Raw genomic sequence first — 20,629 nt, 5'->3', positions numbered from 1 at the left:
GCTTATCGCGGTGACACGAGACACACCCGATAGTTGCAAGCAGAGTGCTTGCAACTGCTAGCACGCTCGCGTACCGTCGGTGTGGTCGTAAGGAGGTGACCGGATGACAGAGCCGCGCGAGTCGGCAAACCCGGCGACCGGACCGATGGACAAGGTCGCCGACATCGCCTCCGACATCGGCGAGTACATCCGGCAGCAGCGCAGCACCGCGAAGATCTCGCTACGCCAGCTGTCGAAACTGGCCGGCGTGTCCAACCCCTACCTGAGCCAGATCGAGCGCGGGGTGCGCAAGCCCAGCGCGGAGATCCTGCAGCAGATCGCCAAGGGGCTCCGGATTTCCGCGGAGGCCCTGTACGTCCAGGCCGGCATCCTGGACCTGCCGACCGGTGGCCCCGTGCCCGAGGCGATCCGGTCGGACAACGAGCTTTCCGAGCGGCAGAAGCAGGTCCTGCTCGATGTCTACGAGTCGTTCCGCAGGGAGAACCAGGCGACGCGCTCGACCCGCGAAAACACCGCGCAAGAAAACACCGCGCAAGAAAACACCGCGGCATCCGATCCGCCCCTCAACGGTGCCGTCCCATTCCGAGGAGTGAACAAACCATGACCACACCCAAGACCGAAGACGTTCGCAAGGCCGTCAACACCGCCTTGGACCAGGTGCGCACGCCGCTGCTCGCCGCGCTGGGCGCCGGCAACCTGGCCAGCCAGGCCGTCGTCGACGCCGTGAGCAAGGCCAAGGAGCGCGTGAACGAGGGCAGCGAGGCGGCCCGCAAGAACCTCGAGGAGTTCCCGACCGACGTCGAGAGCCTCCGCGAGAAGCTCGACCCGGCCGAGCTGCGCAAGGTCATCGACGAGTACACCGAGGCCGCCATCAAGCTGTACAACAAGCTGGCCGAGTCCGGTGAGCAGGCGTGGGACAAGATCGCCGCCCAGCCGCAGGTCAAGAAGGCACTGGAGCAGCTCGAGGACGCCCTGCAGACCGCGCAGGACCGCGTCGACGAGGTCACCGGCGACGCCCGTGAGCGCGTCGACGGCGTGCTCGGCAAGGTGACCAAGCGGACCCGCTCCGCCGGTGAGAAGACCGCCCGCAAGGTGACCGAGGTCGCCTCCGAGGTCGCGGAAAAGGTGGAAGAGGCGGGCGACGAGGTCGCCCACGAGACCCGCAGCGCGGCCCGCAAGGCCGCCAACAAGACGGCCCCGCGTGCCGCGAGCACGACGCGCCGCACCACCACCGCGTCGACGGCGAAGAAGACCACCGCGCCGAAGACCGAGAAGTAGGCGTTCCCCGCACCGGGCCCCCGGCACCTGCTCGAGGTGCCGGGGGCCCGTTTTGTCCGCAGCACCTCAAGTAGGCTGAGGGCGTGCCGCCCATCGCCTTTTGGATCTGCTGGGTCATCGACCAGCTCGGAACACTGGCGGCGTTGTTCGCGTTCGTGCACGCATTGCTGCAGCGCGCCGACGCCTACGCCGCAGCCGACCGCAAGACGAAGCCGCTGTGGCTCGCGATCACCGGCGGCGCCACGCTGATCATGGGCCTGACCGGGTTCTGGGGCAACGGCACGATCTTCTGGCTTGCCGGCATGGTCGCGTCGCTGGTCTACATCGTGGACGTCCGGCCGAAGCTCATCGAGGTCCAGCGCGGCGGCCGGAACTGGTAAGTACGCTGGCCGCGTGACCACCTGGACCATCGCCGGAACCCTGACCGTCGAGCCCGCGGCCCAGCACACGGACCTCCTCGCGGAACCCGTGGCCAAGGCGCTCGCCGCACTCGCCGATCGTGACGCGGTGGGCGTCGCCGCCATCGACGCCGAACTCGCGGACACCGCGGCCTTCTGCGAGGCGTACTCGTCGCCGCTGACGGCTTCGGCGAACTGCGTCGTCGTCGCGGGGAAGCGCTCGGGCGAAGTGCGCTATGCCGCCGCGCTCGTGCTCGCGACCACTCGTGCCGACGTCAACGGCGTCATCAAGCGCCGTCTCGACGTCCGGAAGGCATCCTTCGCGCCGATGGACGAGGCCGTTTCGCTCACCGGCATGGAGTACGGCGGCATCACCCCGGTCGGGCTGCCGGCCGACTGGCCGATCCTGATCGACAAGGCCGTCGCCGAAGCGCCCGAACTCGTCATCGGCAGCGGGATCCGCGGCAGCAAGCTGTTCATCCCCGGCCCGGTCGCCGCGGCACTGCCCGGTGCGGAGGTCATCGACGGTCTCGCGCGCTGATGACGAAGGTGTGGATGCGGTACCTCTCCGGTGCCGACATCGACTCGCTCGGCATCACCGGCGCGGACATCGTCGGCGCGGTCGAGGACGTGCTCGCCGACCACGGCACCGGGCGCGTGGTGTTCGAGCCGCGGACGCACCTCGTGCCGGACAACGGCGGCAAGGGGCATTTCAACGTCCTGCGCGGGCACCTGTCGGCGAAGCGGGTCAGCGGTGTGAAGGTGGTCGGCGACTTCGTCTCGAACTTCGAACGCGGCTTGCCCAGCGAAATGGCGCTGATCCTGCTGCTCGACCCGGAGACGGGCATGCCGCGTGCCATCGTGGACGGCACGATGATCACCGACGCCCGCACCGGCGCGATGACCGCGGTCGGCGCCAAGTACCTCGCCCGCCGCGACGCGAAGGTGCTCGGGCACGTCGGCGCGCGCGGCACGGCATGGTGGAACGTGGTGCTGCTGGACTCGCTCTTCGACTTCGACGAGATCCGGGTGACCAGCAAGCGGCCGGAATCGCGCGCGGACTTCGCGGAACGGCTCGCCGCGCGGCTCGGCAAACCGGTCCGGGCGTGCGCGACCTGGGAGGAGACGCTCGACGGCGCGGACATCCTGGTCGAAGCGTCCCGGCTGACCTCGCCCGAGCCGCTGCTGCGCAAGGAGTTCGTGCGGCCGGGCGCGTTGCTGGTGCCCTACGGCACGATCAGCGCCCTGGAACTCAGCTTGCTCGACGTGGTGGACAAGGTCGTCGTCGACGACTGGCGCGAATCGCGGTCCGGCAACCCCGCGTTCGGCGCACTGCGGCCACAGCTCGACGCGGGCCTGCTCACCGAGGAGCGGGTGCACGCCGAGATCGGTGACGTCGTCGCGGGCACCAGGCCGGGCAGGGAGAACGACCGGGAACGCGTGCTGTTCTGGCACCGCGGCCTGTCCACGACGGATCTCGCGGTCGCGCACCTGATCCTCGGCAGGGCCGAACAGGCCGACGCCGGCACGATGCTGCCGTACCGATGAGCGAACTCCCGGAGGGTGCGGCAGCGGTGGACGTCCGCGCGATCGCCGACGGCGCGCGAGTGGAGTTGAGCAGTGCTCAATTCGACGTGCTCGCGGCAGGCCGAGTGACCGTGCTCGCCGCACTGGCGAGCGGCACGCGGCCCGTCTACGGCGTGAACACCGGCATGGGCCGCTTCGCCGGCGTGCCGCTGACGCCGGAGCAGCAGGCGCGGCACCAGCGGAACCTGCTGATCGGGCGCGCGGTCGGCGGGCCGCCGTGGCTGCCGGAACGCGACGTGCGGGCGCTGCTCGCGGCGCGGCTCCAGGACTTCCTGGCGCCGGGGGCGGGCGTGAGCGCTGAGCTAGTCCGTTTCCTCGCTGAGCGGCTGAACGACGGATTCGTACCGGCCGTGCCGCGTGCGGGGCTCGGCAGCGCGGGCGAGATCATCCCGCTCGCGCACGCGTTCCAGACCTTCGCCGGGATCGGGACCGTGCTGGACGGCGAGGACGAGGTGCCCGCCGCGGACGCGCTTTCCCGGCGCGGCGTCGAGCCATACGTCCCCGGGCCGAAAGAGGGCGTGAGCCTGATCCAGGGCGCTCCGCTGGCGAGGGCGCATGCCGTGCTGCGGGGTGTCGACGCCGCGCGCGCGGTCGAGGTCACGTTGCTGTGCACGGCGGGTGCCGCCGACATCCTCGGTGCGCCGCTGGCGGGGTACGACCCGGCACTAGGCGGTACCGATTCCGTGCTCACCGATGTACTCGGCGAGGTCTTCGCGCTGGTCGAAGGTGCCGCGGTGCGCGAGGACGTGGTGCAGGTCCCGGTATCGGCGCGGGTGGGCCCGCGTGCGATCGCGCACGCGCGCCGGGTGCTGCGCGAACTCGCGGAGACGGTCGAGCGCGCCATCGGCGTCCCCGCGGACTCGCCCGCGTTCATCGACGGCGGGTTCGTTTCGACGACCGGTTTCCACGCTGTCGACCTCGGCCTGCGGATGGACGCCGTGACCGCCGCGCTGGTCCACCTCGGTGAGATCGGCGTGCAGCGGCTGCACCGCGTGCTGGACGACCGGTTCACCGGCTTGCCGGCGCAACTCGCCGCGGAACCGGGTCCGCAGGCGGGGCTCTCCCCGTTGCACAAGCGCGCGGCGGGCGAGCTGCACGCCCTGCGGCGGCTCGCGGCACCCGCCACGCTCGGGTCGGCCGACACGTCCGCGGGCCAGGAGGACGTGCAGGCGTTCGCGCCCGCCGCGGGGGAGCAGCTACGCGCGGCGGTGGAGCACCTCACGGTGATCTCCGCGTGCGAACTGATCGCCGCGTTCCAGGCCGATCACCTCCGCGGCGGCGGCACGGCGGCGCCCGGGGTGGACGCGGTGTACGCGTGGGTCGGCGAAACGGTCGACCCGGTGCTGGTGGACCGGCCGCTCGGCCCCGATCTCGAGCGGCTCGGAAAAAGACTGAAACTTCTCGACGCGTGATGTAGAGGCACGGGCCGCGGCTCCGACTTGCTCGCGAAAGGCGCCGAAGGGGCGCCGCGGAACCGAGGAGCCGACATGACCAAGTACCTGCTCACCATGCACATCGACCCCACTGTGCTGGCGAACCTGACCAAGGAGCAGAACGACGACATCACGAACGGGCACGGCGCGTTCATGGAGGCGACGAAGGCCAGCGGCGAGTTCGTCTGCACGTTCGCGCTGAACGACCCCGCGGAGGCCGTCGTGGTGTCCGAGTCCGGGGTGTCGAAGGGGCTGTTCCTCGGCACCGAGCGGTTCGCCGGTGGCTGTTACCTGGTGGACGCCGAATCGGACGAACGCGCGCGGGAACTGGCCGCGCTCATCCCGGACACGAAGATCAAGGGCCTCGGGGTGGAAGTCCGGAAGTTCATCTTTTCGGACGGTATCTGACCGGATCGCGGTCGCGCCGGGATCTGTCCAGTGCCGGGTCCCGGCCCGGCCGCGTTCGAACGCGGTCCGTTCGATCGCGGTGGGCAAAACCGGCGGCAAGTGCTTCAGCTCGGATCGGGGGCGACCGCGTGCGGGTTTTCCGAGCGGCCCCGGTGCTGCAGCGCCAGTCCTCGCGGCACCGCGAACCGGGTGATCAAGGCGAACACGCCTTCGCACACGAGCGCCAGCGCGATGACCGCGATGCCGCCCGCCACGATTTCACCGTATCCGCCCGCACCGAGTGCGAAACCGTCCACAATGTACCGGCCGAGGCCGCCGCCGTCGTTGACGATCGCGCCGATCGCCACGGTGGCGACCAGTTGCAGGAACGCGACCCGCAGGCCGGCCAGGATCACCGGCGACGCGAGCGGGAGCTCGACGCGCAGCATGATCTGGAGTTCGGTGTGGCCGGTGCCGCGTGCGGCGTCCACTGTGTCCTGTTCCAGTGACGTCACGCCCGCGTAGGTGTTGGTGAACAGCGGCGGCAGCGCGAGCGCGACCAGCGCGAGCAGCAGCGGCCAGAACGTCGTGCTGACGTCCCATCTGCTGGCCAGGAACCAGAACAGGATGATGAGCCCGAAGCTCGGGATCGCGCGGCCGATGTTGACCGCGCTCGACGCGAGGAACTCCCCGCGCCGGTAGTGCGCGAGCACGAGTGCCAGCGGGATCGTCAGCAGCGCCGCGACCGCGAGCGACAGCAACGAGAATTCGAGGTGCTCGACCGTCCGATAAGGAATGCCCGCCGGGTCCGTCCAGCTCCAGCGGTTCGGTTCGGACAGCCACCGCACCGTTTCGTCGATGATGCTCATCGGGCACGCACCTTCCTCGCCCACGGCGCGAGCGCGCGTCCTGCCAGCCACAGCAGGAGATCGACCAGTACCGCCAGCAGGATCGACAGCACGATGCCGACGATGATCGGCGTCGGGTTCGGCGTGGTGGTCTGGATCCCGGCGCGGATGAAGAACCCGAGCCCGCCCATGCCGAGCATCGAAGTCACCGTGACGAGCCCGATCGTGGTGACCGCCGCGACGCGGAGTCCCGCGATGATCACCGGCAGTGCGAGCGGGAGTTCCACCTGGGCGAGCAGCCTGCCGCGGGTGAAACCCATGCCCACCGCGGCTTCCCGGACTTCGGCAGGCACCTGCCGGATTCCGGTGACTATGTTTCGCATCAGGATGAGGATCGTGTAACTCGCCAACGGGAGCACCGCGGTGGTGAACGTGAGCCCGAAGAACGGCCGCAGCAACGCGAACGCGCCGAGGCTGGGGATGACGTAGAGCGCACCGGCGAAACCGTTCGCCGTGGTGGCGAACCAGCGGTACCGCAAGGAAACGACGGCCAGCACGATCGACACCGCGAGCCCGATGCCCAGCGCCGCGGCGGTCAGCGAGACGTGCTCGGTGAGCCGCGTGACGATCGCTTCGGCGTTGCGCTCGACCCAGCGCCACTCGAAGATCGGTCTGCCGCCTTGGGCGATCGAGAACTCCCGCACCGCGTGAGTGTACGGCCGCGGGCCGACGGATTCCGATTGCTGAGAAACCGTTTCAGCACGTGGATTCTGTCGGTGCCCGGGGTTAGTGTCTTGTTCCTCATTCCAGATGGGAGACCTCATGCGCTGGACCAGGAACATTCGTGTGGCCGCGGCGGCCGCGGCCGCGGCACTCGGCTTGGCGGCGTGCGGTGGCGGGGGCGACGGCGGCAGCGGCCAGCCCGCGGCACAGAGCAAGGGTGGCGCGCCGATCGTCGTCGCGTCGTTCAACTTCACCGACAGCCAGATCCTCGCCGAGGTGTACGCGGGAGCGCTGGAAGCCAAGGGCTACCCGGTGCAGCGCAAGCTCAACATCGGTTCGCGCGAGCTCATCTACCCGTCGCTGAAGTCCGGTGAGCTCCAGTTCCTGCCGGAGTACCAGGGCGCCGCGATCACCACCGGGTTCAACGCCGAAGCGCCGAAGGACGCCAAGTCCGAGCACGCGAAGCTCACCGAACTGCTCGCCCCGTCCGGAGTGTCCCTTTTGGACTACGCACAGGCCGAGAACAAGAACACCTTCATCGTGAAGGCCGATCTCGCCAAGCAGCACGGGCTCACCAGGATCAGCGATCTCAAGAAGCTGGACAAGGTGATCCTCGGCGGCGGTCCCGAGTGCGAGAAGCGCATTCCGTGCTATCTCGGCTTCAAGGACGTCTACAAGCTCAACGCGAGCTTCCAGGCGATCCAGGAGGCGGGCCCCCGGATCGAGGCACTGCGCAACGGCACGATCACCGCGGTCACCGTCGACTCGGTGAACCCGCTGGTCGGCGACCCGCAGTTCACCGCGCTGCAGGACGACCTGACCATCGTGCCGACCGAGAACGTCGTGCCCGCGGTGAACAGGAAGGTGCTCGACGAGCGCGGCCCCGACTTCGCGGCGGCGGCCAACGCGGTGAGCGCGAAGCTGACGACGGAGGAACTGCGCGAACTGAACAAGCGCGTCGACTCCGACGGTGAGCAGGCCGCCGACGTCGCCAAGGACTGGCTGAAGGACAAGGGCCTGGCGTAGTTCCTCAGCGCTTTCCGGCGGTACCGGCGACGGCGACCACGGCGGCATGCGTCCCGTGGCGCCAGCCGGTGCCCGCCTCGGCGTAGCCCGCGGCGCGCAGCGCGTCGATGTGCCATGCCGTGGGCGGCGTCCATTCCGCCGACGGGCGGTCCGCCAGCAGGGCGGTGCGGGCGGCCGCGGCGGGACCGAGCACCGGATCGGCGGCGGCACGGGTCCACCACGAATTCCAATTCGATGCATCCGCATCGGATAGGCGGTGCCGCAGACGGCCGGACAGGGCGGGCAGCCCGGGATCGGGCATGTGGTCGAGCACGACCAGCAGCCCTCCGCCGCGCAGCACGCCCGCGATCTCGGCGTAGAGCGCGGTCACCCGGCCGGGCGGCAGGTAGTGCAGCGCCATGACCGCCACCACGGCGTCGTACTCCCGGTGCGGCAGGGCTCCGGTCCACGCCGCAGTGTCCAGGTCGGCCGTCACGAGCCGGGCCGCGGGCGGCAAGGTCTCGCGCGCGATCGTCATCAGCACCGGGTCCAGGTCCAGGAGCGTCGTCCCGGCACCCGGCCAGCGCGCCAAGGCGCTTCGGCAGAGCGATCCGGTGCCGCCGCCGAGGTCGAGGATTTCCGGCCGCCCGCCATCCACCACGGCGTCGATCAGGTCGAACGCGGCGGTCACGCCTTCGTCCCGGCGTGGCTGGTAGACCGCCATCAGGCGGTCCCATTCCTCCTGCCAGGCCTTCACGCGCGGTGCGCCACGGCGGTCAGATACCCGACCGGGAGCACGAAACCCCGGTCGTCCTCGCGGCCCGCGGCCAGCATCTCACGCAGCCGCCGGTACGCGGTGTCCCAGTCCCCTGTGGACTCGAGATCGGCGCGCGCGGCGACCATGCCCGGCACCATGGTGGTCATCTCGGTGACCGCGTCCTCGAACGAGGGCCAGCGCACGTCGACCGTGTCGACGGCCGTGTCCAGCCGCACGGGCTGACCGGCGAAGAACCCGGCCAGCCGGGCCGGATCTCCCCAGCGTTCGGTGTCGGGGCCGGCTTCCCGTTCCGGCCGCACGTCGGTGTAGAGCGAGCGGAGCTGTCCGAAAGTGCTGTCCGGCAGCCAGGCCGTCAGCCCGATGGTGCCGCCGGGGCGGCACACCCGCACCAGTTCCGCCGCCATGGCCGCCGGGTCGGGCGCGAACATGGCGCCGAACGCCGACAGCACGCGGTCGTACTCACCGTCCGGCTCGCCGGTGGCGGCCATGTCCGCTTCACGCCAGCGCACCGGCAGGTCGCCCGCACGAGCCGTGGCCACTTCGAGCAGGGCTGGGGTGACATCGAGCCCGGTGACCACGCCGCCCGCGCGGGCGGCGGCGATCGCGACCACGCCGGTTCCGGTCGCGATGTCCAGCACGCGGTCACCCGGCCGGACGGTCCGTTCGGCGAGCGCGGCGCCCGCGGCGGACCACCGGTCGCCCACCGTGGCGTAGTCGCCGAGCGTCCACAACCGCGCCGTTCCCGCCTGCCCTGCCGCGTTCGCCATGCTCGCCACCGTAGCCGACAGTGAAACCATTTTCATTAATGGGCGGGCTGGACGCGCGTGAAGGCTCCGGCGGCGGTGTGGAATCGTGGGCGTGTCGAGTAGGCAAGACGGAACGGGGAGTGAGATGGCCCAGGTCACAGCCACCGCGGAACGCGTGATCGGCGCGCCGGTGGAAAAGGTGCGCGCGCTCGTCGCGGACTACGCCGGGACGCGGTCGAAGATCCTGACCGAGCACTACCGCGACTACCAGGTCGCCGAGGGTGGCACGGGCGCGGGAACCAAGGCTTCGTGGAAGCTTCAGGCGACCGAAAAGCGCGTGCGCGATGTCGCCGCGACGGTCACCGAGCCGGAGCCCGGCACGCTCGTCGAGACCGACGCGAACTCCAGCATGGTGACGACGTGGACCGTGCGCTCCGCGGGTGAAGGCAGCTTGGTGCGCATCGAGACGACGTGGAACGGCGCCGGGGGAATCGGCGGCTTCTTCGAGAAGACGTTCGCGCCGAAGGGGCTCAAGCGCATCTACGACGGCGTGCTGGCGAACCTCGCCGGCGAGGTGTAGCACTCGCCACAACCGGAATTCGCGCCCCGTTTAACGCGTTGGCACGAGCGTAACCGCAGGAACCACTACCACTGGAGCTACTGGTGAACGCACCGGCCAAGGCGACCGAAATCCGGCTCGCCGCCCGCCCCCAAGGCGCCCCGACCCTCGACGACTTCTCCATCGTGGACACCGGCGTGCCCGCGCCGGGGCCGGGCGAGATCCTGGTCCGCAACCTCGTGCTCAGCGTCGACCCGTACATGCGGGGCCGGATGAGCGACGCGAAGTCGTACGCGGCGCCGTACGAGGTCGGGAAGGTGATGCACGGCGGCGCGCTCGGTGAGGTCGTCGAGTCCGCGGTGGACACCTTCAAGCCCGGTGACGTGGTCCTGCACCAGCTCGGGTGGCGCACGCACGCGGTGCTCGACGCGAAGGCGGCCGTCCGCGTGGACCCGGACGCGGCGCCGCTGAACGCCTACCTCGGCGTGCTCGGCATGACGGGGCTGACCGCGTACAGCGGCCTCTTCGACGTCGCCGCGTTCAAAGCGGGCGACACCGTCTTCGTCTCCGGCGCGGCGGGCGCGGTCGGCTCGATCGTCGGCCAGCTGGCGAAAGTGAACGGCGCCCGGCGCGTGATCGGCAGCGCGGGCTCCGCGGGCAAGGTCAGGCACCTCGTCGACGACCTCGGTTTCGACGCGGCGTTCAACTACAAGGACGGACCCGTCGCCGATCAGCTGCGCGAAGCGGCGCCCGAGGGCATCGACGTCTACTTCGACAACGTCGGCGGCGAGCACCTCGAAGCCGCGATCGACTCGCTGAACCTGCACGGGCACATCGTGGTGTGCGGGATGATCTCCCAGTACAACGCCACCGAACCCACGCCGGCGCCGAGGAATCTCGGGCAGGTCATCGCGAAGCGGTTCACCCTGCGCGGCATGCTCGTGAGCGACCACTTCGACCTGCAGCCGAAGTTCCTCGCCGAGGTCGCCCCGCTGGTGCGCGACGGCAGCATCAAGTACTCCGAAACCGTCGTCGACGGCATCCGCAACGCCCCGCAGGCGTTCCTCGACCTGCTGGGCGGCGCGAACACCGGCAAGATGCTCGTGCGGCTCTGAGCGTCCGGAAGACCGGGGTCAGAAGACGACGGTCCTGGTCCCGTGCACCAGCACGCGGTTTTCGAGATGCCACCGCAGGCCGCGGGCGAGCGTGATCTTCTCGATGTCGCGGCCCTTGCGCACGATGTCGGAAACCGAGTCGCCGTGCGCGACGCGGGTGACGTCCTGCTCGATGATCGGGCCCGCGTCCAGGTCGGCCGTGACGTAGTGGCAGGTCGCGCCGACGAGCTTGACGCCGCGCGCGTGCGCCTGGTGGTAGGGCCGCGCGCCGACGAACGAGGGCAGGAAGCTGTGGTGGATGTTCAGCGCGCGCCCCGCCCACGCCGCGCAGAGATCGGCGGGCAGCACCTGCATGAACCGCGCCAGCACCACCGCGTGCGGGTCGTGGAAGCCGACGATCGCGGCGACCTCGGCGAACGCGGCGGCCTTGCCCTCGGGATCGCCCTTCGGGAACGGCACGTGGTGGAACGGGATGCCGTGCGCCCTGGTGATGTCGCCGAGCGGCCGGTGGTTGCCGACGACCGCCGACACGTCCACGTCGAGTTCGCCCGCGGCGACCCTGCCGAGCAGGTCGTAGAGGCAGTGGCCGTCCTTGGACACCAGGATCACCACGCGGCGGCGCTCGCCGGTGTCGGTGACCCGCCATTCCGACTCCGGTGAGATCGACCGCGCGACCGCGCCGAACCGGTCGCGCAGCTCGTGCACGTCGAACGGCAGCGAACCCGCCGTCACGACCTGGCGCGTGAAGAACCAGCCGGTGTCCGGATCGGTGTGGTAGGCGGCTTCGGCGATCATGCCACCCGCTTCGGCGAGGAAGGTGGAGATCGCCGCGACGATCCCGCTCCGGTCCGGGCAGCCGAAGGTGATGACGTACTGGTGCGGCATGGCCGCCATCCTTCCTGGTTTCGTCACGGTGCCGCGAGGGGTTCGAGCAAGGAAGCGTCGCCGATGACCGACGCGGCCGACGGGCGGCCCCAGAGCCGCCGGTACACCGCGTCCGCGGTGCCCGCGATCGTCACGTCGGCGTCGAACGTGGCCGAAGTGCCGTCGGCCACCACGGGCCGGACGCCGCTCCGCAGCTCCAGGGTCCACACCCGCCCGGCGTCCGCCGCGTGCACCAGCACCGATCCGGTCGCGGCCGAGTCCGCCCACGCGCGGAACGGCAGCAGCGAGGTCAGCATCTCGTCGGTGCCGTCGGCCGCGAACGCCGGATCGAACGGCGGTGTTCCGCCCCCGTTCGCCGCGTCGGCGTCCAGCCGGTGGATCGCGCATTCGTGTGCCTGCCGCCGTGCCCACGAGCCGGTGGTCTTCGCATAACCGGGGAACGGCAGCCACGCCGGGACGTCGGGCCCGGCGCCGAGCGCGTCGAGCATGGCCGCGCTCTTGGCCTGCTGCCAGGCGAGCACCGCGTCCCAGCCGTCAGGAGCAGGCTCGGGGCTCACTTTCCCGGCGTCCGGGTGCGCCACCGCTTCGCGGACCATGGAATGCACCCTGCCCAGGTGGCCGACCAGCCTGCTGACCGTCCACTTCGGACACGTCGGGACCGGTGCGTCCGGCCCCGCTCCGGTCACCGCCGCGTGGAAGGCCGTGAGGTGTGTTCGGATCGCGTCGAGGTACGTCTCGTGGTCCACGCCGCGAGCGTAGCCACCCGCGCAACCGCCGCGCGCCTTCGAACGCGGCCAGCATCGTGAGCGCGAGCGCGCCCGCCAGCAGCAGGCCCTTCGCCGGTTCGTCGGCGAACCCGGCGCCGCCGACCCACCCCACGACGGTGCTGTACACCGCCCAAGCCCCCGCGCCGCACAGGTCGTACACCCAGAAGCGGCGCCAGGGGAAACGGAGGCTCCCGGTGGCGAGCCCGCTCGCGACCCTGCCGCCCGGCAGGTATCGCGCGCCGACGATCAGCAGCGGCGCGTGCTCGTCGACACGCGCCTTCGCCCAGTCGTAGCGCTGCCGCGTCTTCTCGCCGCGCCGCATGCCCGCCAGCACGCGTTCGCCCGCGGTGCGGCCGATCCAGTAGCTCGCGCAGTCGCCCGCGAACGCGCCGGCGGCGGCCACCACGGCGAGCAGTGCCAGCCGCGGCGGGTCCTGGCCCAGCAGCACGGCGACCAGCACCACGGCCGTTTCGCTCGGCATGAACGGGAGCAGCGCGTCGAGCCCGGCGACCAGGAAGAGCGCGAGCCACAGCCATGGCGAGTCCAGCGTGCTCCGGAGCAGGCCGGTGACCTCGTTCAGCAGCTCCACGCGATCATCGTGATCACCCCAGGTCGCCACCGGGTGACCCAGCGGCATGCGGGACGTGAACAGCGCGTAGAAGTCCAGCCCTCACGGCCGCACGGTGGCGAAGGGCACGGTCAGCTCGCCGAGCCGCCAGCGCGTCCTCCTCGTCAGCACCGGCCAGCCGCGGTCCGCCAGCAGCGCGATCGTCTGCGCCCACCGCGCCCGCACGCCGAACGAGCGGTGCGGCGCCGCGGCAAGCCAGCACGCGTCGAGCGTCCGCAGGAACCCGTGCACGCGTTCACCAGGCATGTTGTGGTGGATGAGCACCTTCGGCAGCCGCTCGGCCACGGTCGACGGCAGCTCCAGCTCGGCGAGCCGGTACGACAGCGTGAGCGTTCTCGGCCCGTCTTCGGCGACCGTCACCCAGGAACACAGCCTGCCGATTTCGTCACACGTCCCTTCGACGAGCAGCCCGCCGGGTGCCATCCGGTCGAGCAGCAGCCGCCACGCGCCCGCGACCTCGTCTTCCGGGTACTGGCGCAGCACGTTGAACGCGCGCACGAGGATCGGCGAAGTGCCCGCGAGCTCGAACCCGCCGCGGCGGAAGTCCAGCGCGGGCGGATCCGCGGCGTGCCGGGCCGCGTCGACCCGGTCCTGGTCGAGTTCGAGGCCGAGCACGCGCAGGTCGGGGCGGGCGATGCGTAGCCTGCGCGCCAGCTCGACCGTCGTCACCGGCGACGCGCCGTACCCGAGGTCGACGACGAGCGGCTCCGCCGCGCGGCGGAGCAGCGTGCCGATTTCGGGCGAGCTCGTGAGCCACCGGTCCACCCGCCGGAGCCGGTTCGGGTTCGTCGTGCCGCGGGTCGGTGCGCCGAGCGCGCGCGTCAGTCCGCCCGTCAGCCCGCCCGTCAGTCGTTGTCGGCCAGCCACTGCGCGGTGAACTCGGCTTCGCGCTGCAGCAGCTTGGTGACCTGTTCGGCGATGACGCTTTCCAGCCTGCCGCCGACCAGCGGGATGCGGACCTTGACCTCGCCGCTCGTGCGAAGCACCGTCACGCCGCCTTCTTCGCGCAGTTCGGTGCGGGCCTTGATCTCACCGGGCACACCGTCGACCTCGGCGGTCGCGGTGCCGGTGTACCCGTCGCCCGCCGCGGTCCAGGTCTGCGCCCTGTGCACGATCAGGTCGCCCTTGTGCAGGGTCCGCACCGCCTGCGGGAGCTGCTCCGCGCCGATGCCCTGGACCAGCCGGTAGCGGGCGCCGCCGCCGGTCTTCTCGTGCTCGGGAAGTCCGGCGTGCTTGCCGCCGAGCCGGTCGAGCCGCGCGCGCAGGACGTCGGCGTCGCTCTGCGCGGCGTAGACCTCGGCGACGCTCTGCGGGAACTCTGCGCGGTGCTCGATACGGGAACCCATGAGCGCAGACAGTACCGTTCCAGGACGTGAGCACAGTCGAAACTCCCACCCGGGCGCCCCTGTCGAGCTACACGACACTGCGGCTCGGCGGCACGGCACGCCGGTTCGTCACGGCGACCACCGACGACGCGCTCTTGAGCGCTGTTCAGGAAGCGGACCGGGCGGGTACGCCGCTGCTCCTGCTCGGCGGCGGGTCGAACCTGGTCGTCGGCGACGACGGGTTCGACGGCACGGTCGTGCGGATCGCCACCGAAGGCTGGACGCTCGACCGCGACGCGGCGGGCACGGTCGTGGCGGACATCGCGGCGGGCCAGAACTGGGACGACTTCGTCGCCAGCGTCGTCGGGGAGAAGCTCGGCGGGGTGGAGTGCCTGTCCGGCATTCCCGGGTCGGTCGGCGCGACGCCCATCCAGAACGTCGGCGCGTACGGATTCGAGATCGGCGCCTCGCTGGTGTCGGTCCGCTGCTTCGACCGCCGCTCCGGCGAGGTTCGCACGATGTCCCGCGACGAGCTGGGCCTCGGCTACCGCACGAGCGTGCTGAAGGGCACCGACGCGGCCGTCGTGCTCGGCGTGCGGATCGAACTGAACGGTGACGGGCTTTCGCAGCCGGTCCGGTACGCCGAGCTCGCCAGGGCGCTCGGCGTCGAGGTCGGCGAGCGCGTGCCCACCGGTGACGTGCGGGAAGCCGTGCTCGGGCTGCGCCGCGGCAAGGGCATGGTGCTCGACGCCGACGACCACGACACCTGGAGCGCGGGCTCCTTCTTCACGAACCCGATCGTCGCCGAGGCGGACGTCGCCGACGTCGTCGCGCGCGTCGCTTCCGTCGTCGGCGACGATGTCGCGATGCCGCGGTACCCGGCCGACGGCGGGGTGAAGCTGTCCGCCGCGTGGCTGATCGAACGCGCCGGGTTCGGCAAGGGGCACCGGGGCCCCGGCGGGCGGGTGTCGTTGTCGACGAAGCACACGCTCGCGCTGACGAACCGCGGCTCCGCCACCACCGCCGACCTGCTCGCACTCGCCGCCGAAGTCCGTGACGGCGTCCGTGCGCGCTTCGGCGTCTCTCTGCACCCGGAACCCCTGCTGATCAACTGCGCGATGTGATGAACGCGGCATCCCCGATGCGGGTGGCGGACCCGGACGGGCGTCCCCTGGCGCCCGTCCGCATGGCAGGCTGGGACGAGCCGGACGAACAAGGCAACCGCTGAGGCGGCAGGCACGTCCAGGTAACGTCGAAGCGTTTGCGGGCGGTGTTCGGTATGCGGCCGCGTCCAAAGCTAGGAGGTCCCCGGTGTTCGAACGGCGCACGGTGTTCAAGGCGGCACTCGCCACCAGCGCGACCGTCCTGGTCGCCGCCTGCTCGAGCGACGATTCGGCGGCACCGGGTACCGGCGGCGCCGCGGGCGGGGACGTGCCAGAGCAGCCGAAGGCCCAGATCACCGCGACGCCCGTGGTCGGCGCCAAGGACGCGCCGGTGTCCCAGCCGGTCGTGCTGAAGGTCGCCGAAGGCAAGTTCACCGACGTCAAGGTCACGAACGCCGAAGGCAAGGTCGTCGAGGGCGATTTCGACGCCGAGAAGACCACCTGGACCAGCAAGGGCCAGCTCGGCTACGGCAAGAGCTACACCTACGCCGCGAAGGCCGCCGGCACCGACTCCAAGGAAGCGCAGCTCACCGGTGCGTTCGACACGGTGAAGCCCGCCAAGGAGATCAGGGTCACGCTCAACCCCGGCGACGACGCCGAGGTCGGGGTCGCGATGCCGATCAGCGTCAAGTTCGCCTCCCCGGTGAAGGACAAGGCCGCCGCGCAGAAGGCGCTGGTGGTCGAGCCGTCGCAGAAGGTCGAAGGCGAGTGGGCCTGGCTTTCCGACAAGCAGGCCGACTGGCGGCCGAAGGAGTACTGGCCCGCGGGCACCAGCGTGAAGGTCACCGCCAAGGTCTACGGCATCGATCTCGGCGGCGGGATGTACGCCAAGGACGACGTGAGCACCGAGTTCAAGATCGGCCGCAACCAGGTGGTCAAGATCAACACCCCGGACCACGTGATGAAGGTGTACCGCAACGGCAAGGAGTCGGCGAGCTACCCGGCGAGCAACGGCCTCGACTCGGTCACCGACCGGAACACGCCGAACGGCACGTTCATCGTGATGACGAAGGAGCCGACGGCGCGCTTCGACAACGCGCGCTACGGCTACACGAACGTCAACAAGAAGTGGGCCTGCCGCATCTCCAACCACGGCGAGTACATCCACGAGAACCAGGACAACGCGTCCGCGATCGGGAACACGAACAACTCGCACGGGTGCGTGAACCTGCTCGACAAGGACGCGAAGGCCTACTTCGACAGCGCGATGATCGGTGACCCGGTCGAGGTCACCGGCTCCAAGCTCAACGCGGTGACCACCTCCGACGTGATGGACTGGCTGCTCGACTGGAAGACCTGGCAGTCGAAGTCGGCGCTGTAGCGGCGGCGCGGATGCAGACCGAAGTCGTCGGTGGCGGCGGAGTCCGGCTCGGGGTGCGCGTCGTCGGCGCCGAGCAGAGCAGGCCGATCGTGTTCGTGCACGGCTGGGCGCAGTCCTCGCTGGCCTTCTCGCCCCAGCTCGCCGATCCCGGGCTCGCCGAGCGCTACCGGCTCGTCGCCGTCGACCTGCGCGGCCACGGGACCTCGGACGTGCCGGTCGAGGGTTACGACGATCCGGGCCTGTGGGCGGCGGACCTCGCCGCGGTGCTGGAGTTCGCCGGCGCGCCCGCGATCGTGGTGGCCTGGTCCTACGGCGGCCTCGTGCTCACCGACTACCTGCGCGTGCACGGCACCGAGGGCATCGCCGGGATCGTGCTGGCTGGTGCCATCACCGAACTGGGCCGAGGCAGGCCGGGCGGCAAGGTGGGGCAGGCCATGCGCGCGGCGCTGCCGGACGCGCTTTCCGAGGACATCGCGGTCGCGCTGCCCGCGCTGACCACGTTGTGTGACGGCATGGCCTCGCGGCCAGTGCCCGGCGCGCTGGCCCAGGCACTGCTCGGCTCGTGCCTGTCGGTGCCGCCCGCGGTGCGGGCCGCGCTGTTCCGCCGCGAGGTCGACAGCGCGGACGTGCTGGCCGCGGTCGACGTCCCGGCGCTGGTCATCCACGGTACGGAGGACGCGGTCGTCGACGTGTCCGCCGGGGAATACGCGGCAGGGAAGATAGTGGGGGCCCGCGGGCGTTGGTTCCAGGGTGTGGGGCATCTGCCGTTCGTCGAGGAGGCGGCCGAGTTCACCTCGGCACTGCGGCAGTTCGCCGGAGGACTGCTCGCACGCTGACCAGGAGTGACCAGGTGACGATCTCGTTGCACCCCGTGTCTCGTCATGCGCCGCGCCGGGTGGCGGTGCTGTCCGTGCACACCTCGCCGCTGGAGCAACCCGGTACCGGGGACGCCGGCGGCATGAACGTCTACGTGCGGCAGACCGCGACCGAGATGGCCCGGCGCGGGGTCGAGGTCGAGGTCTTCACCAGGGCGACCTCGTCGGACCAGCCGCCGGTGGCCGAGCTGGCGCCCGGCGTGCTCGTGCGGCATATCCAGGCCGGCCCGTTCGAACCGCTCGGCCGCGACGAGCTGCCGGGGCAGCTCTGCGCGTTCACCTCGGGCGTGCTGCGCACCGAGGCGTTCCACGAGCCGGGGCACTACGACCTGATCCACTCCCACTACTGGCTTTCCGGGCAGGTCGGCTGGCTGGCGCGCGACCGGTGGGGGGTGCCGCTCGTGCACACCGCGCACACGCTCGCGAAGGTCAAGAACGCCGCGCTCGCCGAGGGGGACACCCCCGAGCCGAGGACGCGCGTGATCGGCGAGGAGCAGGTGGTCGCCGAAGCGGACCGGCTCATCGCGAACACGGCCGTCGAGGCTCGCGAGCTGATCGGCATGTACGGCGCCGATCCCGAAATGGTGCACACCGTTTCCCCCGGCGTCGACCTTCGCCGGTTCACGCCGGGGCCCCGCGCGGCCGCCCGGGACGCGCTGGGACTGCCGCGCGACGCGGTGGTGCTCGCGTTCGCGGGGCGGATCCAGCCGCTGAAGGCGCCGGACGTGCTGGTGCGCGCGGCGGCCAGGATGCTCGAACGCGATCCGTCGCTGCGGTCGCGGCTGGTGGTGCTGATCGTCGGCGGCCCGTCCGGCAGCGGGATGGAGCAGCCAAGGGCGTTGCGGGAGCTGGTGGTTTCGCTCGGCATCGAGGAGCAGACCCGGTTCCTTCCGCCGCAGCCCGTGCCGTCGCTGGCGAACGTGTTCCGCGCCGCCGACATCGTCGCCGTGCCGAGCTACAACGAGTCGTTCGGGCTGGTCGCGCTGGAAGCGCAGGCTTGCGGCACGCCGGTCGTCGCGGCCGAGGTCGGCGGCCTGCCGGTGGCCGTCGTGCACGGCGTTTCCGGCTTGCTGGTGCCGACGCACACCGCGGACGACTGGGCGGGAGCGCTCGCCGGCCTCGTCAGGCGGCCGGGCAGGATGGCCGAGTTCGCCGAGAACGCGATCGCGCACGCGCGCCGGTTCTCGTGGGCCAGCACGACGGAGAAGCTGCTGAAAACCTACGCTGAGGCGACCAGTTCGTTCCGCAGTGCGTCGCAGGAGGTCGCGGTATGACGGTGGACACCGTCGTCAGGTCCACTTTGGATGAAGCCGGGCTGAAGTACGAGCAAAAGGGCGAAGGGCGCTATTTCGTCACACTGCCCGGTACCAAGAAACTGCAGACCAACGTCTGGCTGATCGCGCGCGAGCACGCTTTTTCGATCGAAGCTTTCGTGTGCCGCCGACCCGACGAGTCGCATGAGGACGTTTACCGGTTCCTGTTGCGCCGCAACGCGAAGCTTTACGGTGTTCACTACACAGTGGACGCCATCGGGGACATCTACCTGGTCGGCAGGCTCGGCCTGGAAACCGTCACCCCGGCCGAGCTGGACAAACTGCTCGGCCAGGTTCTCGAAGCGGCGGACGGGGATTTCAACATCCTTCTCGAAATCGGGTTCGCCACCTCGATCAAACGGGAATGGGACTGGCGGGTGTCGCGCGGCGAGTCGCTGGCGAACCTCCAGGCGTTCAAGCACCTCGTCGAGCCCGAGGGTGGTCACGAACCGGGCTCGTTGACCGAATCCTGACCTGCCGCGTGCAACCGGGCGTGCCCCGGTTTCCGTCCCTCCGCCACCACTGGAGGGAGAAGCATGAGCATCAGGAGAACGCGCGCGGTGCTGGCGTGCGGCGTGCTCGCCGTCGCGCTGGCGGCGTGCACGAGCGGCGAGCAGGCGTCGAGAACCGCCGACTCCGGTAGCGGCGTCCAAAACGAGATGGCCGCGCCGCAGGCGCAGTCGCCGGGGAAGGCGCCCGCGCCGGGAAAACCGGCCGCGGGCCAGGGCCAGGCCGCGGACCGGAAACTCGCGAAGACCGCGACCATCGCGCTGACCGCACCGGACCCGGCGGCGGTGGGCGAGGGTGCGCGCCGTGCCGCGATGGTGGCGGGCGGGTTCGTCGGCGAGGAGCGCACCGACGGCAAATCGGCCTCGCTGAGCGTGAGCGTGCCCGCCGCGAAGCTGGATTCGACGCTGGACGAGCTGGCGAAGCTGGGCGCGGTCGTGCACAAGGCCCAGCACGCCCAGGACGTCACCGAGCAGGTCGTGGACGTTCAGTCGCGGCTGGCGTCGCAGCGCAAGAGCGTCGAACGGGTGCGCGCGCTGCTCGACCGCGCCGGTTCGGTCAGCGAGGTCGCGTCGGTGGAATCCGAACTCACCACCCGCGAAACCGAATTGGAATCGCTGCAAGCGAAGCAGGATTCCCTGACCGCTCAAGTCGATATGGCGACAATTTCGGTTTCGGTCGGCTTGCCTGTCGCGCCGAAACCGGATTCCGCTCCCGGCGGCTTCACCTCGGGCCTGGCCAATGGCTGGAGCGCTTTCCTCACCTTCGGCTCCGGTGTCCTGACCGGGCTGGGTGCCGCCGCCCCGTTCCTCGCGCTACTCCTAATCCCCGCCGCCCTCTACTGGCACCACCGCCGCAAAAAGCCCGCCACCCCGCCACCCACCACCCCCACCAACGACATTTAGCCCGCTAAATGCACCCGGCGGGACACCCCCACCTCGCGCGCCTACCGAAACCCCACTCGCCCGCCTACCTCCCCGAGTGCCGC

The 20,629-nt window shown here is 70.7% G+C and carries 24 protein-coding genes and 1 pseudogene; 16 read left to right on the top strand and 9 right to left on the bottom strand.

Annotation, left to right across the window (positions count from 1 at the left end; all coding sequences use genetic code 11):
• Positions 1–145: 145 nt before the first annotated feature.
• The 7 genes from ABD256_RS33015 (at position 146) to ABD256_RS32985 (ending at position 5,104) form a co-directional block, all read left to right on the top strand.
• Positions 146–604, top strand: coding sequence for a helix-turn-helix domain-containing protein (locus tag ABD256_RS33015; RefSeq protein ID WP_344428329.1), 459 nt, complete (start codon positions 146–148; stop codon positions 602–604).
• Positions 601–1,278 (top strand): hypothetical protein, encoded by a 678-nt coding sequence (locus ABD256_RS33010; RefSeq protein WP_344428129.1) that lies wholly within the window; start codon positions 601–603, stop codon positions 1,276–1,278. Before ABD256_RS33015 ends, ABD256_RS33010 begins: the two co-directional genes overlap by 4 nt.
• A gap of 83 nt (positions 1,279–1,361) precedes the next feature.
• Positions 1,362–1,658: a DUF2516 family protein gene (locus ABD256_RS33005; protein ID WP_344428126.1), complete on the top strand. Its 297-nt coding sequence runs from the start codon at positions 1,362–1,364 to the stop codon at positions 1,656–1,658.
• A gap of 13 nt (positions 1,659–1,671) precedes the next feature.
• The gene (locus ABD256_RS33000; RefSeq protein WP_344428123.1) at positions 1,672–2,217 is read left to right on the top strand and encodes a YbaK/EbsC family protein; all 546 of its coding nucleotides are present in this window, start codon (positions 1,672–1,674) and stop codon (positions 2,215–2,217) included.
• The gene (locus tag ABD256_RS32995) at positions 2,217–3,224 is read left to right on the top strand and encodes an ornithine cyclodeaminase family protein (RefSeq protein WP_344428120.1); all 1,008 of its coding nucleotides are present in this window, start codon (positions 2,217–2,219) and stop codon (positions 3,222–3,224) included. The genes ABD256_RS33000 and ABD256_RS32995 overlap by 1 nt, the downstream gene beginning before the upstream one ends.
• On the top strand, positions 3,221–4,675 hold the full coding sequence (locus ABD256_RS32990) for an aromatic amino acid lyase (protein ID WP_344428117.1): 1,455 nt from the start codon (positions 3,221–3,223) through the stop codon (positions 4,673–4,675). Before ABD256_RS32995 ends, ABD256_RS32990 begins: the two co-directional genes overlap by 4 nt.
• A 75-nt stretch (positions 4,676–4,750) precedes the next feature.
• On the top strand, positions 4,751–5,104 hold the full coding sequence (locus ABD256_RS32985; RefSeq protein ID WP_344428114.1) for a YciI family protein: 354 nt from the start codon (positions 4,751–4,753) through the stop codon (positions 5,102–5,104).
• 104 nt (positions 5,105–5,208) lie between these two features.
• Here ABD256_RS32985 and ABD256_RS32980 read toward each other — a convergent pair whose 3' ends face one another.
• Together ABD256_RS32980 and ABD256_RS32975 are read right to left on the bottom strand one after the other, a co-directional pair.
• A complete protein-coding gene (locus tag ABD256_RS32980) occupies positions 5,209–5,952 on the bottom strand; it encodes an ABC transporter permease (protein ID WP_344428111.1) in 744 nt (247 codons plus the stop codon).
• Positions 5,949–6,635: an ABC transporter permease gene (locus ABD256_RS32975; RefSeq protein ID WP_344428108.1), complete on the bottom strand. Its 687-nt coding sequence runs from the start codon at positions 6,633–6,635 to the stop codon at positions 5,949–5,951. The genes ABD256_RS32980 and ABD256_RS32975 overlap by 4 nt, the downstream gene beginning before the upstream one ends.
• Before the next feature lie 118 nt (positions 6,636–6,753).
• On the opposite strand from ABD256_RS32975, the gene ABD256_RS32970 reads away from it, so the two are divergent.
• Complete coding sequence (locus ABD256_RS32970; RefSeq protein WP_344428105.1) at positions 6,754–7,680, top strand: ABC transporter substrate-binding protein; 927 nt, start codon at positions 6,754–6,756, stop codon at positions 7,678–7,680.
• A gap of 4 nt (positions 7,681–7,684) precedes the next feature.
• Here the strand turns inward: ABD256_RS32970 and ABD256_RS32965 are convergent, their stop codons facing one another.
• Together ABD256_RS32965 and ABD256_RS32960 are read right to left on the bottom strand one after the other, a co-directional pair.
• The gene (locus ABD256_RS32965) at positions 7,685–8,416 is read right to left on the bottom strand and encodes a class I SAM-dependent methyltransferase (protein WP_344428102.1); all 732 of its coding nucleotides are present in this window, start codon (positions 8,414–8,416) and stop codon (positions 7,685–7,687) included.
• Positions 8,413–9,204 (bottom strand): class I SAM-dependent methyltransferase, encoded by a 792-nt coding sequence (locus ABD256_RS32960; RefSeq protein WP_344428099.1) that lies wholly within the window; start codon positions 9,202–9,204, stop codon positions 8,413–8,415. Before ABD256_RS32960 ends, ABD256_RS32965 begins: the two co-directional genes overlap by 4 nt.
• A 124-nt stretch (positions 9,205–9,328) precedes the next feature.
• Here ABD256_RS32960 and ABD256_RS32955 point away from each other — a divergent pair, with 124 nt between their 5' ends.
• Positions 9,329–9,763 (top strand): SRPBCC family protein, encoded by a 435-nt coding sequence (locus tag ABD256_RS32955; protein WP_344428096.1) that lies wholly within the window; start codon positions 9,329–9,331, stop codon positions 9,761–9,763.
• A gap of 83 nt (positions 9,764–9,846) precedes the next feature.
• Positions 9,847–10,857, top strand: a complete 1,011-nt coding sequence (locus tag ABD256_RS32950) for an NADP-dependent oxidoreductase (protein ID WP_344428093.1) — start codon at positions 9,847–9,849, stop codon at positions 10,855–10,857.
• An 18-nt stretch (positions 10,858–10,875) separates the two neighbouring features.
• Here the strand turns inward: ABD256_RS32950 and purU are convergent, their stop codons facing one another.
• The 5 genes and pseudogenes from purU to ABD256_RS32925 form a co-directional block, all read right to left on the bottom strand.
• On the bottom strand, positions 10,876–11,751 hold the full coding sequence (purU, locus tag ABD256_RS32945) for a formyltetrahydrofolate deformylase (RefSeq protein ID WP_425546561.1): 876 nt from the start codon (positions 11,749–11,751) through the stop codon (positions 10,876–10,878).
• 14 nt (positions 11,752–11,765) lie between these two features.
• Complete coding sequence (locus tag ABD256_RS32940; protein ID WP_344428087.1) at positions 11,766–12,428, bottom strand: maleylpyruvate isomerase N-terminal domain-containing protein; 663 nt, start codon at positions 12,426–12,428, stop codon at positions 11,766–11,768.
• A 196-nt stretch (positions 12,429–12,624) separates the two neighbouring features.
• Positions 12,625–12,990: pseudogene (locus ABD256_RS32935) on the bottom strand (DedA family protein); the annotation flags it as partial.
• A 189-nt stretch (positions 12,991–13,179) separates the two neighbouring features.
• Positions 13,180–14,004: a class I SAM-dependent methyltransferase gene (locus ABD256_RS32930; RefSeq protein WP_344428085.1), complete on the bottom strand. Its 825-nt coding sequence runs from the start codon at positions 14,002–14,004 to the stop codon at positions 13,180–13,182.
• On the bottom strand, positions 13,983–14,483 hold the full coding sequence (locus tag ABD256_RS32925; RefSeq protein ID WP_344428082.1) for a DUF2505 domain-containing protein: 501 nt from the start codon (positions 14,481–14,483) through the stop codon (positions 13,983–13,985). The genes ABD256_RS32930 and ABD256_RS32925 overlap by 22 nt, the downstream gene beginning before the upstream one ends.
• A gap of 26 nt (positions 14,484–14,509) precedes the next feature.
• Here ABD256_RS32925 and ABD256_RS32920 point away from each other — a divergent pair, with 26 nt between their 5' ends.
• From ABD256_RS32920 to ABD256_RS32895, 6 genes are all read left to right on the top strand, one after another.
• On the top strand, positions 14,510–15,586 hold the full coding sequence (locus ABD256_RS32920; RefSeq protein ID WP_344428079.1) for a UDP-N-acetylmuramate dehydrogenase: 1,077 nt from the start codon (positions 14,510–14,512) through the stop codon (positions 15,584–15,586).
• A gap of 187 nt (positions 15,587–15,773) precedes the next feature.
• Entirely contained in the window at positions 15,774–16,946 is a 1,173-nt protein-coding gene (locus ABD256_RS32915; protein ID WP_344428077.1) for a L,D-transpeptidase, read from the top strand.
• Between the two features lie 11 nt (positions 16,947–16,957).
• A complete protein-coding gene (locus ABD256_RS32910) occupies positions 16,958–17,782 on the top strand; it encodes an alpha/beta fold hydrolase (RefSeq protein WP_344428074.1) in 825 nt (274 codons plus the stop codon).
• A 14-nt stretch (positions 17,783–17,796) separates the two neighbouring features.
• The gene (mshA, locus tag ABD256_RS32905) at positions 17,797–19,095 is read left to right on the top strand and encodes a D-inositol-3-phosphate glycosyltransferase (RefSeq protein ID WP_344428071.1); all 1,299 of its coding nucleotides are present in this window, start codon (positions 17,797–17,799) and stop codon (positions 19,093–19,095) included.
• Positions 19,092–19,607 carry a type III secretion system chaperone family protein gene (locus tag ABD256_RS32900; RefSeq protein ID WP_344428068.1) on the top strand — a complete coding sequence of 172 codons (516 nt, stop codon included), beginning with the start codon at positions 19,092–19,094 and terminating at the stop codon, positions 19,605–19,607. The genes mshA and ABD256_RS32900 overlap by 4 nt, the downstream gene beginning before the upstream one ends.
• Positions 19,608–19,670: 63 nt before the next feature.
• On the top strand, positions 19,671–20,546 hold the full coding sequence (locus tag ABD256_RS32895) for a DUF4349 domain-containing protein (protein ID WP_344428065.1): 876 nt from the start codon (positions 19,671–19,673) through the stop codon (positions 20,544–20,546).
• Positions 20,547–20,629 lie beyond the last annotated feature (83 nt).

It is taken from the genome of Amycolatopsis minnesotensis (assembly GCF_039529815.1).
Taxonomy (GTDB): Bacteria; Actinomycetota; Actinomycetes; order Mycobacteriales; family Pseudonocardiaceae; genus Amycolatopsis; species Amycolatopsis minnesotensis.
This window is presented reverse-complemented; position numbering and strand designations above follow the sequence as displayed.

Coding starts and splice junctions, on each gene's coding strand:
- ABD256_RS33015 (WP_344428329.1), top strand. CDS start 146: ATGGACAAGGTCGCCGACATCGCCTCCGACATCGGCGAGTACATCCGG.
- ABD256_RS33010 (WP_344428129.1), top strand. CDS start 601: ATGACCACACCCAAGACCGAAGACGTTCGCAAGGCCGTCAACACCGCC.
- ABD256_RS32995 (WP_344428120.1), top strand. CDS start 2,217: ATGACGAAGGTGTGGATGCGGTACCTCTCCGGTGCCGACATCGACTCG.
- ABD256_RS32990 (WP_344428117.1), top strand. CDS start 3,221: ATGAGCGAACTCCCGGAGGGTGCGGCAGCGGTGGACGTCCGCGCGATC.
- ABD256_RS32985 (WP_344428114.1), top strand. CDS start 4,751: ATGACCAAGTACCTGCTCACCATGCACATCGACCCCACTGTGCTGGCG.
- ABD256_RS32980 (WP_344428111.1), bottom strand. CDS start 5,952: ATGAGCATCATCGACGAAACGGTGCGGTGGCTGTCCGAACCGAACCGC.
- ABD256_RS32970 (WP_344428105.1), top strand. CDS start 6,754: ATGCGCTGGACCAGGAACATTCGTGTGGCCGCGGCGGCCGCGGCCGCG.
- ABD256_RS32960 (WP_344428099.1), bottom strand. CDS start 9,204: ATGGCGAACGCGGCAGGGCAGGCGGGAACGGCGCGGTTGTGGACGCTC.
- ABD256_RS32955 (WP_344428096.1), top strand. CDS start 9,329: ATGGCCCAGGTCACAGCCACCGCGGAACGCGTGATCGGCGCGCCGGTG.
- purU (WP_425546561.1), bottom strand. CDS start 11,751: ATGGCGGCCATGCCGCACCAGTACGTCATCACCTTCGGCTGCCCGGAC.
- ABD256_RS32925 (WP_344428082.1), bottom strand. CDS start 14,483: ATGGGTTCCCGTATCGAGCACCGCGCAGAGTTCCCGCAGAGCGTCGCC.
- ABD256_RS32910 (WP_344428074.1), top strand. CDS start 16,958: ATGCAGACCGAAGTCGTCGGTGGCGGCGGAGTCCGGCTCGGGGTGCGC.
- ABD256_RS32900 (WP_344428068.1), top strand. CDS start 19,092: ATGACGGTGGACACCGTCGTCAGGTCCACTTTGGATGAAGCCGGGCTG.
- ABD256_RS32895 (WP_344428065.1), top strand. CDS start 19,671: ATGAGCATCAGGAGAACGCGCGCGGTGCTGGCGTGCGGCGTGCTCGCC.